This is a genomic window from Psychrobacter pasteurii, assembly GCF_900162815.1.
GTDB classification, from domain to species: domain Bacteria; phylum Pseudomonadota; class Gammaproteobacteria; order Pseudomonadales; family Moraxellaceae; genus Psychrobacter; species Psychrobacter pasteurii.
Window position 1 is genome coordinate 1 of record NZ_FUGD01000047.1, and the last position, 10,488, is coordinate 10,488.

Sequence of the window (10,488 nt, forward strand, 5' to 3'; positions counted from 1 at the left end):
CTTCTCGAACTCAGAAGTGAAACATCGTAGCGCCAATGGTAGTGTGGTTCGCCCATGTGAGAGTAGGTCATCGTCAGCTCCCTATACCTAAAAGCCCCCGCTCATATCGAGTGGGGGCTTTTTCCTGTGTGGTGGTTTTAGCCTTTGGTCAGCCTTCACTGCCTATTAACGATTAAGCCCTAAAGTTAAAATCAAACGCCTGCCTTATTTCATTATTGGTTAGAAATAAGCTAGTATGTTAGTCATAAAATAATATCAGCTCAATTAAAGGACTAGCTTATGACCACATCAACCGTTGAATACCAAGGCAACCTACGTACTCAAGCCTTACATCTACAATCAAACAATCAAATCATCACAGATGCACCCACTGACAATCATGGTAAAGGTGAGGCGTTCTCACCTACAGATCTTCTTGCGACTAGTTTAGCCAGTTGTATGCTAACTATTATCGGTATTAAAGCCGCTGATATGGACGTAGATGTGGTCGGTACCAGAGCTGAGGTCACTAAGATAATGGCTGCCGATCCTCGACGTGTGAGTGAGGTCCAGGTTCGTATTGAGTTTCAAAGAGAATTAGACGAGCGTACGAAGAAGATATTAGAGGCGGCTGCTTTCACTTGTCCTGTGGCAAAGAGTATTCACCCTGATATCAAACAGGATGTCACCTTTATTTATGGTCGTGGTGAATAATATGACTACCTCTACCAAAACTTTGCTTATCGTGGCTCATGCGCCATCGCCAAATACTAAAAGATTGGCTGAAGCAGCCTATAAGGGAGCCAATCATCCTGATTTGGAGGTTAAAGTTATCCTTAAATCACCGCAGGATACCCAACCTAAAGATGTGCTAGCTGCTGATGCCTTATTACTTGGAACCACTGAGAACTTAGCTTATATGGCAGGATTGACCAAAGATTTCTTTGATCGTTGCTATTATCCGGTATTGGAAGAGAAACAAGGATTGCCTTTTGCTGTCTACATCCGAGCAGGACATGATGGAACAGGGACTAAGCTTGCTTTAAAGACCATTATCACAGGTTTGCGTTGGGAGTGGATTCAAGAAGCCATGATTTTGCAAGGAAAGTGGCAAGATGGTTTTGTTGAACAAGTAGAGGAGTTAGCACTGACTTTAGCTGCTGGAGTAGAAGCGGGTATTTATTAACTAAGCTCGTGTGGCTTTCAACATTAATAGCCTAATAACAAAAAAACCGTCATCAGACGGTTTTTTTGTTGAGATGGCTTACTTTATTTGACCTGATAATGCTTAAGACCAATGGTACGTAAAGTCCCTCTATTGTCTACTTCTTTGATAATAAGCGCCCATTCTTCGTCAATTTGCACCATATCTCCAGGGACAGGAGGGGCATTAAGGTTGGCTTTGATAAACTCCGCCACCGTCTGTTGCCACATGTTAATGGGTGAGCCATCTTTATGATAGGTAACTTTGGTGTTAGGCGGAGTAGAGGGGATATTTTCATCAAAGAAAGGAAGATCACCCAGTTTCACATTGGGAGAAATCATCCAGTCGCCATAGAAATCATCAACCTTTCTTCTGTCCAGCTTAATGTCATTGTAGATACGAGCAATTTTAGCGGCATGATTGCCTCTAAGGCCATACCAAACCCTGTCTCCGTACTGCAGGGTAGTTTCTTTGTCTACCACGACTATCTTTTCATTGCGAATTAAAGCAAACACAGCAATTTCATCATTGCTTATGGTGGGAGAGATGTCTAGAGGGTGACGCCCCATAGCAAAGGCACCTGGTTTTACCTCAAACTCGTATAGGGTAATACTGGCTTGGTCAGAAACCCAAATCTCCATCTGTTCATCCGGCTCAGGGGTATGAGGCACTCGCACTTTAAATAGGGTGGACATAAAGGGGATGGTACTGCCTTGAAGTACCAAAGATAAGATAACCACACCAAAGGCGATATCAAACAATAAGAAGGCGTCTTCTAGCCCTGCTATCACGGGCAAAATAGCCAGTGTAATAGGGACTGCACCCCGTAGACCTACCCATGAAATAAAGCCAATTTCTCGGTCTTTAAATCCAAAGGCCTTAATACTAGAGTAAACAGCAATAGGGCGTGCAATCACTATCATAAAGGCCGTTATGGCCACAGAGTAGTGCCAGACATTCAGGACGTTAGAAGGGGTTACTAATAGGCCTAAAACCACGAATAATACTGCTTGTGATAACCAAGCAAAGCTGTCCATGACACGCAGGACATGTTCAGTGGCGCGTACTCTATTATTACCAATTAAGATACCGGCTAAATAAACAGCCAAAAACCCACTACCGCCAATTAAGTTGGTTGCTGCAAATACTGCAAGGCCCGCTGACATAATGAGAATGGCATACATACCCACTGCCAGATGCAGCTTAGGAATTAGCTTAGATAGCAGGTAGCCTGAAGCTAAGCCCATGAACATCCCGAAGCCAAGTTGTTGCGCTAATAAGCCAAAGAAACCAAGAACGCTTTGGCTATTAGGGTCTACATTTAAGGCAATTAGACCAGTGACTAATAAAATAGCGAATGGGTCGTTTGCTCCAGATTCCAGCTCCAGTGTTGCTTGAACCCTATCATTTAATTTGACTCCGCCATTACGCAATAAAGAGAAAACCGCAGCGGCATCGGTAGACCCCACGATGGCTGCCATCAATAATCCGATTCGCCAATCGACATCAAGTAGCCAAGTTACGAATATCCCAAGCACCAAAACGGTGGCAAATACCCCCCAAGTGGCCAACACAATAGCTGGCTTTAGTCCAACCCGGAACGACTTAAAGGAGGTACGTAATCCCCCGTCTAAAAGGATACAAGCTAATGCAGCCTGGCCTACGAAGTTAGCAATCCCGTATTGTGAAAATTCAATACCTAGAATGCCTTCTTCACCGGCCAACATACCTACCCCTAAAAACAGCAGTAATAAGGGTAAGCCAAGCCGAGCGGATAAAGTGCTGGCCATGATACTGGAGAAGATAAGAATTGCACCTACCAAATATACAATATTTAGGGTTTCCATTTATTTAATTACGCCTAAAGTCAAATAGTAGTTGGGAAGGGTGGGAATAAATCTAAAAATAAAGACCGAATATATTTTCAGTAGTCAGATAGGTCTAGATTGTTTTTATCATAGATTTTTTAATCTGTCGATGTTGTACCCAGATTAGTAAAATAAAAGCAATGACCCAATAAGCGGCCAAATGATAAAAATAGCCGCTTACATGAGATAAAGAAGCTCCCATCTGATTTAGCTGTACAGAGGCATTCATACCAGAGGTAGAGGGAAATAACCAACGAACATACTGCAAAGGCTCAGGTAACTGAGAGACAGGCCACGGATAGCCACTTAAGAAAAACATGGGCAGTGAGCTGAAAATCAAAATCTGCATACTGCGCTCACGTTCTCTAAACCACATCCCTAATAGACAGCCTAAGGTGGCTACTGTAGGGGCGAATAAGGCCATAAATAATAAGGTTCCTGTCATATTATGGCCTCGGGGGTAGTTCTGAAAAGAAAATACCCAACCATAATAAAAACAGGCCATGGTAAAAGTAACCAAGGATAAAGCGAGAATACGACCTAACCAGCCCAATACCGTGGCGTTTTGTTTTTTGTTTTCATACCAAGTACCGATAAGTAGCGCAGTACCCATAAGTAAAGTTTGTTGCAAAATTAAGATGGCAACTGCAGGCACCACGTAGGCTCCGTATCCTTCAGATCGGTTAAACATAGGGTCAATACGTAGAGGCACGGCTTGGGTGCTGGCCTTAGCCGTTTCCATATAAGCCCCTTGCGCCACTGCTCTTTTTACCTCAACCCCTGCTGATACCGTACCTATTGCTGTGGTAAAACCCATTTGAACTTGTTTATTGAGCAAAAAATAGCTGTTATTGCCGAGCACAGAGACGTGAGCTGGCTTACTGGCAAACACATCTTGCTCTAGGTTTCTTGGAATAATGAGGTACCCTGCGATGTCATCACGATACATGGCCTCTATGGCCGCTTGCTCATTGGGGTAGTTGAGTACTGCTAGGTTTGGGCTGGCGTCACTGTAACGGGTAATTGTCTTAGATAAATCGGTACGATCATAGTCAACAATGCCTACTGGAATCTCTTGTACCACCTCACTGCGATAAGGCCAAGGGTAGAAGAAACCATAGATAATAGGCGCAATAACTAACATCAATAGCACGCCTTTGTCCGTAAAGACAGATTTTAAAGTGCCTAAAAGGCCTTGTAAAAAGGAGCGGTGCGTAAGATTGCATTTATCCTTATTTGGCTGATTCTGTGCTGAATAAGGAGGCTGAGTGTTATTAGTCGACATTAGCGAGCCCCCCAATCTTCTGGATTTTTAAAGGCTCTTAAGCAAAGTAAGGCCGTAAGCACTAAGGTGCCTATTACTGCAGCTATCAAGCCCAAAACAGTAGGGATCGCAATTGCAGGAGGTGCTGACATCTGTAATTGAGTTAAATGCACTTTTAAATAATGGGTCAGCGGTAGCGCATTGGCCCATCGCTGAGCCCCCTCACTCATGGCAAGTAGTGGGAACGTTACCCCAGCAAAGGCGAAAGAAGGTGCGGACACAAAGCCGGTGCTAGATAAGCCCATACGCAGTGAGTAACTGGTCAAACTAAAAATGGCCCCCATCCAAAGCGATATCATGGTTAACGCAATAAAAGCAATAAACACAAGCAGCATACCCGCAAAGCTTGCTGGGTGGACTGAGACTGCTAAGGTCACCATTAAAGCACCCCAAAGCATATAAAATAATAAAGCCCAGATAAGCTTACCGTTTAAACCGACCACTAAGGCTAGGATAGAGACTTTAGTGGGCATACGCGGTTTGGCGCTTTTATTAAAGCTTGAAGGATTGCCTAAATTGGGCCTGCTTAAAACAGAGGAGGCTGAGTTAACAGGCTGGTAGGTCATAGTACTTAAACCTGTGAAATCAACGGGCTGTTGCCAGCTTTCATCTAGGCTAGCATGTAAGTAAGCCAGCTTTTGCTCTGGTGGGATATGCTTTAACCTTTTAAAGTTAGGGTAGGGCATGTCTGGGAAAACCATATTGTGGTACCACAAAGAGAAGGTTTTATCCCGAATCTCACGCCCGATGGTGGTTGCTCCGATAATCATTGCTAAGATATGCAGTAGTGCTGGGATAACCGTGGAGGCCAAAAACTGCTGATAGTTAGCACCGATATTAAACAGACTGATGCGCTCAAGCGAGATAGGCGTGTGCGAAATCATGGCCTGTCTGCTGTCAGTACCTTGCTTTATGCTACGTTTAATCTCAACGCCAGCAGATAGAGTGCCTGTGACAGTTTGGACACCTTTTTGGATGATGCCAGAGTGCGTTCCATATTGAGCATTCACTTTTAAAATAACGGGTGAGGGTGCACCCTTATTAATTTGATCGGCAAAATTATTGGGAATGTACACCACCGCATAGATGTTCTTTTTTAAAATGGCCTCACGCGCACTGTCCATATTAGGATAGAGGCTCTCAACCTTTAAGTCAGGGCTGGCATCAAGGTAACGGGTTAAAGTACGAGAATAGCTGCTGCGGCTTTCATCAATAACGCCAATAGGCACATCTACAATATAGGGCTTAGAAAATATCCACCAAGTGCTTAGTATGGTCAATAAAGGAAGCCATAAAAGCATGACGTAGTCCCAAGAGTTATGTAGCAGGAACCTACCCTCATAACGAGCACTACGCAAAAACACAGTCAACAACGAAGCTTGACGATTGTCTTTATCACCAAAGACAACCGCCGGGGTATCGTTCCTATCTTGTTGTGACTGAGACATATACTAGCCTACCAAAACCCATTAATTAGCGACGTTTGACTTCTTATTCACCAGCTTTGCATCAAGCTCTACCACAACGCTCATTCCTGAACGAATTTTGGCATCTGGCTTGGTAGGGCGGGCTTTTACTTCAAAAGTGCGAACATCAAGATTGTCTTCGGTATTGGTAGCACGCCAAGTGGCAAAGTCTGATAAAGCAGCCGTATTAAATACCTTAAATGTCATTTGATAAGAGTTATTGGGGGAAGATAAAGCCGGTACTTTGCCCACAAATTCTTTGCCGATACTAAATTGGTGCAATACATTTTCAGTGATGTTTAATACCACCCACTGATCGTTTGGATCAACCAAGGTCATGATGGGTACGCCTTGACCGATGACTTCACCTGGATTTACGATGACATCATCGACAATACCAGAAATAGGGCTCTTTAAATTGGCTTCATCTTGAGCCGCTTGAGCCTCTTCAATCTTACCATCTACCTGAGCAACTTGGGCTTTGGCCGCATCTTTATCCTCTTCACGGGCCCCTTCTAGTGCTAAGTCGTATTGCAAACGGGCTGCGTCTGCTTTGTCTTGGTTGGCAACGTATTGGGTATAAGCTTCATCTCGCTTTTGACGCGCCATCAGTCCTTCTTCATACAGACGATTAACTCGCTCATAAGTGCTTTTTGCCAAATCAGCAGCAGCTTGGTTGGCTTGCCAAGCGGCTTTGGCTTGCCCAATTTCTTGTGGTCTGGCTCCGTTTTCTGCTTTATTTAGCTGGCTTTGGGCCATATCGCGAGCAGCCAAAGCTTGATTCATTTTAGCGGTAATCTCTGGCGAGTCCATTTCAATAAGCTGCTGTCCAGCGGTTACTGTATCGCCTTCAGTGACCATGATATTTGAGATTCTTCCAGGAACTTTTGCGGCGATGGCAGTAGACTGCATCTCCATCTGCCCTTGAATGATGAGAGGTTTTTCAGTGCTTTGTTTGCTTTTATTAAGCCCATAAATAATAAGTGCGATAACGCCAACGACCACCAGAGTTATGATGATGTTTCTGAGCATTATTGGGCTAGGCTTTTTCATAGCATTCATGCCTTTATCCTAGAAGATAAAAAGTGATAATAAGGAATTAATCTAAATTAAAATAAAGCTACGGCTTTTATTGACCCTAGGTTTTAATAGCTCCAGTGAGTCAATAAACAGTGGGCAGCTTGATATCAGCCACAGCCATATATTCATTAAATGCTTCTGGTGTACCGATACTTTCCATCAAGGCAGCCAGCGCTTGCACATAATCGTTTGCCGCAGCAGCTTGTTCGGTCCGAGCTTGTAAGTATTTAGTCTGGGCAGTGGTAACGTCTAATGCCGTATTTACCCCTTCTTTCATGCCAAGCTGTTTGTAACGCAATAACTCTTGAGCAAGCAGAACATTGCTATTTAAAGACTGGAAGCGGACCCGGGCATTTTCAACAGATTGCCAGTTCTTTTCGACCAACAATAAGATGTTATCACTAACATCAATCTTAGCCAGCTGTGCTTGACGCATTTTTGCTTGTCCAGAGGCGTGTTGTGCTCCTTTATCAAGGCCACCCCAAAGCTTCCAACTGGCAGATACACCAGCAATCCAACTGGGGTCTTTATCGATTTCGTGATAGCCAAACACTGAAACAGTCGGTTTGAATTCAGTATCCGATAGATTACTTAGCGATTGGGCTTGTGCATATTTGGCATCTACTTTTTTTAGCCCAGGATGGTTTTTTAACGCCAAATCTTGGAAGTACTGCAGTGAAGGCAAGGGTTTTGAAGACACAAATAAGGGGGTGGTCGGCTTAATGGGCTTGGGGGCACGTAATAATCTTTGTAAAGCTGTCATCGCAAGCTGGGCATCATGGCGTGCTTTGATGGCTTCGCTCTCAGCCTCTGCTAAAGCTGTCTGTGCCTCTAATCTATCCACGCCTGAAATAAAGCCTTCTTCAAGATAGCGCTGTGCCATGTGGTTGGTTTCTCTGACGGTATTGAGCGCATCTTCTCGTAAGTAAGCCGCTAGCATGGCCAGTTGAGCCGTAAAATAACGTTCGACCAATGTGGTCTGTAGCTGGTCTTTATCTAATAAAGCATCAGCTTGGCTCTCAACGGTTCTGGCATCTGCCAAATCGGTAACCGCTTGAGTACGCCCTGCCGTATAGATTGGCCATAGCATGGCAACTCCAGCGCTGGTCGTTGAGCCTTCGCGCTTTAAATTATACTCATCAGGCAGACGACCAGTAATAGCGTTAGAGATTTTCTCGACATCTTCAGGGGAGAGTATAGGTAAGGCCTCCTCCACACTATCGTTAATCCCAGTCTTTAAGCCCATTAAATCTACATCCGCATCTACTCTATATCGAGTAGCACCAGCACGTAAGAAGACCAAAGGCTGTTTTAACCCTTTAGTAGCATCAGATTGCAACTGACTGGCGGTAATGCTTGCATTATTGCTGGCAAGTTTTGGGGATACCTGGACCAATACATTTTGAGCCTGCAAAAGGCTTAATTGTTCAGGAACGTCAATTCGATAGACATCATCAATAGGCACCCCAGTTGTCGGGTCAATGATACTCTGCAAAGGAATGGGTTGATAGCTGCCTTTTTCTAAGTTTTGGCTGATTTTATCAATATTAACGGTCTCTTGAGACGACAGCGCTGCTTGCGGGATTTGTTTTTCAGAATAGATGTATTCATCACTATTATCACTGCTTACCTGTACTTTGTCTGCAGCATGAGCGGTTAGGGTCAATAGGCTGCCACAAAGAGCAGCTGCCAGGGAGGCACGCAAAGCTAACGAGGCCACAGAAAACTGACTTAGCTTAAAGCGATGACCGGCGACAAAGCTGTGGTCGGTCAGTAAAATACCTGACGGCCTTACCAAAGTGACCTGGCTATCGAGGGTCTTAGTTCGATTTAACTTAAGTAATGACATATCGGCAACTGGCTATTAAAGAGTTAGATGAATAGAAACAAGTCAAGCAAATGACTAAGCATAATGTCCTGTCTCCCGCTACAAACTTTGGGCTCTACCTACAGCAGGTAATATTCATACCCCGCTGTTAAGAAAATGTTTTGGATAAAACAGTGCTGCTGTTTGAATAAAAAAGGGATAGTGTGGTACTAGTCACCCTTATAAAATCAAGCTAGGGAGAGTCTAAAGTGCGGCTATTAAGGCATTTATAATACAATGCCTACCTATATATTTGAAGTTATAAGTACGGCTGACCAGTAACTTATTCCATAATATCTATGTAATGAGCTATTTGTAGAATAATAGAGGGAATAGACCAGCGGTGAGGTAAAATTATTACAGCTCATTACTATTAAATAGTGTGGCCATAAACAGTGCGCATAAGGGCAGAGTATACACCGCTGGTTTGGAGAGTTGATTAAGCGTTTTCAAGTTTGGGACGTGCTTTTTCAACGGCTTTTAATAAGGCTGCTTTAAATTCACCCGCTTCAAATCTTACTAAGTCTGAGTGAGCGGCACAGAAGTTACGCGTATCTTGCCACTTCTCAGCAATAGATTCAGCCCAATCACAGTAGTCTTGACCTGCAGTAGGGTGGTCTGTCAGCGCCTTTTTGGTCGTAGGGTGTAACCCCAGCTCTGGTAAAACGGCCTTTAGAATCTTAGAGGGCGGAGTAATAAAGGTATCATCAACATGTAAACTGCGGCTGGCAGGGTGGTAAGCAAGCAGTGAGCTGGCATGTATCATCTCGTTGGGTGAAATGTAGTAAATGCCTTTAGGAAGGGAGAATTCTAATTCAGGATAACGCTCTGCTACTGCTTTACTTTCAACCAAATCTTCAGCCCAATTAATTTCAGGCACCTGTTTTTTATGGCGTTCGCTGCCATAGTTAATGGCTTTTGGGAAGTCCTTGGCCATTTGAGCACAATGAACGGTATGAAAAGGATGTAAGTTTAAAATGGCTTCAACATCGTCACCGTTATTGGTCAGCGCCATAACTTCTTCACGTACCTCATCGCTCAACGTATAACTGTCTAAAAATATAAACTTCCCAGACTCAAGCTTAACCAAAGAGCATTGAGTCCCAATATCAATAAGACCACCCAGTTTAAAAGAGCCTCGAATATTCCAAAAGCCTGAGCCTAAATCTATAATTTCATGAGACATTTTTCTAGTTCCTAGTGATAAGTATGGGGGAAGGCAACCGCCTATAAAACAGTATTTGATAGTCGTTCTGTAGTAAAAAAGATATAATAGTATTATGACGACTAACGGAGCTAGGGTCTGTTATAAAAAGATATAAAATGTTAATAAGGATATAGAAAGTTTAGGGCAGAGATTAAAAAGTGACATCCTAAGCTGTCAATAGTGAGCAGGGCTCACAGCGCCAAGGCGTTTCAATCGTTTTCTTTAATTGCGGCGGTGAGTTGATTCTTCTTAGCTGTCGACAAACTTGACACTGATAGCGGCTATCATAGACATAACAGGACTCAAGTATGGAAAATGCTTCAGAGGCGTCGGGCAGCTCAAACCAACTTTTTAGATAATTTATCACCAGTCGCCGTAAAACTACCCACTTCAGGGCATAGGTATCTACACAACTTAAAAAAAGCAAAAAAGAATGATAGAATCTTCCAGTATGGCATAGATAAAATGGATCTAGATACGAGGCTCATCAAAC

8 protein-coding genes and 1 rRNA gene are annotated in these 10,488 nt (G+C 43.6%); 3 read left to right on the forward strand and 6 right to left on the reverse strand.

All coding sequences use genetic code 11. The features are described 5' to 3' along the window. From rrf to A1232T_RS02260, 3 genes are all read left to right on the forward strand, one after another. A 5S ribosomal RNA gene (gene rrf, locus A1232T_RS14585) occupies window positions 1-79 on the forward strand; the annotation flags it as partial. A 200-nt stretch (window positions 80-279) separates the two neighbouring features. Continuing rightward, window positions 280-693 (forward strand): OsmC family protein, encoded by a 414-nt coding sequence (locus A1232T_RS02255; RefSeq protein WP_077447854.1) that lies wholly within the window; start codon window positions 280-282, stop codon window positions 691-693. 1 nt (window position 694) lies between these two features. Then, window positions 695-1,165, forward strand: coding sequence for a flavodoxin family protein (locus A1232T_RS02260; protein ID WP_077447861.1), 471 nt, complete (start codon window positions 695-697; stop codon window positions 1,163-1,165). 83 nt (window positions 1,166-1,248) lie between these two features. Here the strand turns inward: A1232T_RS02260 and A1232T_RS02265 are convergent, their stop codons facing one another. From A1232T_RS02265 to A1232T_RS02290, 6 genes are all read right to left on the reverse strand, one after another. Continuing rightward, complete coding sequence (locus tag A1232T_RS02265) at window positions 1,249-3,030, reverse strand: potassium/proton antiporter (RefSeq protein ID WP_077447855.1); 1,782 nt, start codon at window positions 3,028-3,030, stop codon at window positions 1,249-1,251. 94 nt (window positions 3,031-3,124) lie between these two features. Then, window positions 3,125-4,336, reverse strand: coding sequence for an ABC transporter permease (locus tag A1232T_RS02270; protein WP_077447856.1), 1,212 nt, complete (start codon window positions 4,334-4,336; stop codon window positions 3,125-3,127). Further along, complete coding sequence (locus A1232T_RS02275) at window positions 4,336-5,823, reverse strand: ABC transporter permease (protein ID WP_077447857.1); 1,488 nt, start codon at window positions 5,821-5,823, stop codon at window positions 4,336-4,338. The genes A1232T_RS02270 and A1232T_RS02275 overlap by 1 nt, the downstream gene beginning before the upstream one ends. A 21-nt stretch (window positions 5,824-5,844) precedes the next feature. Continuing rightward, on the reverse strand, window positions 5,845-6,903 hold the full coding sequence (locus tag A1232T_RS02280; RefSeq protein ID WP_077447858.1) for an HlyD family secretion protein: 1,059 nt from the start codon (window positions 6,901-6,903) through the stop codon (window positions 5,845-5,847). Between the two features lie 100 nt (window positions 6,904-7,003). Next, complete coding sequence (locus A1232T_RS02285) at window positions 7,004-8,770, reverse strand: TolC family protein (RefSeq protein ID WP_077447859.1); 1,767 nt, start codon at window positions 8,768-8,770, stop codon at window positions 7,004-7,006. Between the two features lie 457 nt (window positions 8,771-9,227). Then, window positions 9,228-9,974 (reverse strand): hypothetical protein, encoded by a 747-nt coding sequence (locus A1232T_RS02290; protein WP_077447860.1) that lies wholly within the window; start codon window positions 9,972-9,974, stop codon window positions 9,228-9,230. Window positions 9,975-10,488: the final 514 nt, after the last annotated feature.

Bases quoted from the DNA above. Each gene is read 5' to 3' on its own strand.
- A1232T_RS02255 (WP_077447854.1), top strand. From the start codon at position 280: ATGACCACATCAACCGTTGAATACCAAGGCAACCTACGTACTCAAGCC.
- A1232T_RS02260 (WP_077447861.1), top strand. From the start codon at position 695: ATGACTACCTCTACCAAAACTTTGCTTATCGTGGCTCATGCGCCATCG.
- A1232T_RS02265 (WP_077447855.1), bottom strand. From the start codon at position 3,030: ATGGAAACCCTAAATATTGTATATTTGGTAGGTGCAATTCTTATCTTC.
- A1232T_RS02270 (WP_077447856.1), bottom strand. From the start codon at position 4,336: ATGTCGACTAATAACACTCAGCCTCCTTATTCAGCACAGAATCAGCCA.
- A1232T_RS02275 (WP_077447857.1), bottom strand. From the start codon at position 5,823: ATGTCTCAGTCACAACAAGATAGGAACGATACCCCGGCGGTTGTCTTT.
- A1232T_RS02280 (WP_077447858.1), bottom strand. From the start codon at position 6,903: ATGAATGCTATGAAAAAGCCTAGCCCAATAATGCTCAGAAACATCATC.
- A1232T_RS02285 (WP_077447859.1), bottom strand. From the start codon at position 8,770: ATGTCATTACTTAAGTTAAATCGAACTAAGACCCTCGATAGCCAGGTC.
- A1232T_RS02290 (WP_077447860.1), bottom strand. From the start codon at position 9,974: ATGTCTCATGAAATTATAGATTTAGGCTCAGGCTTTTGGAATATTCGA.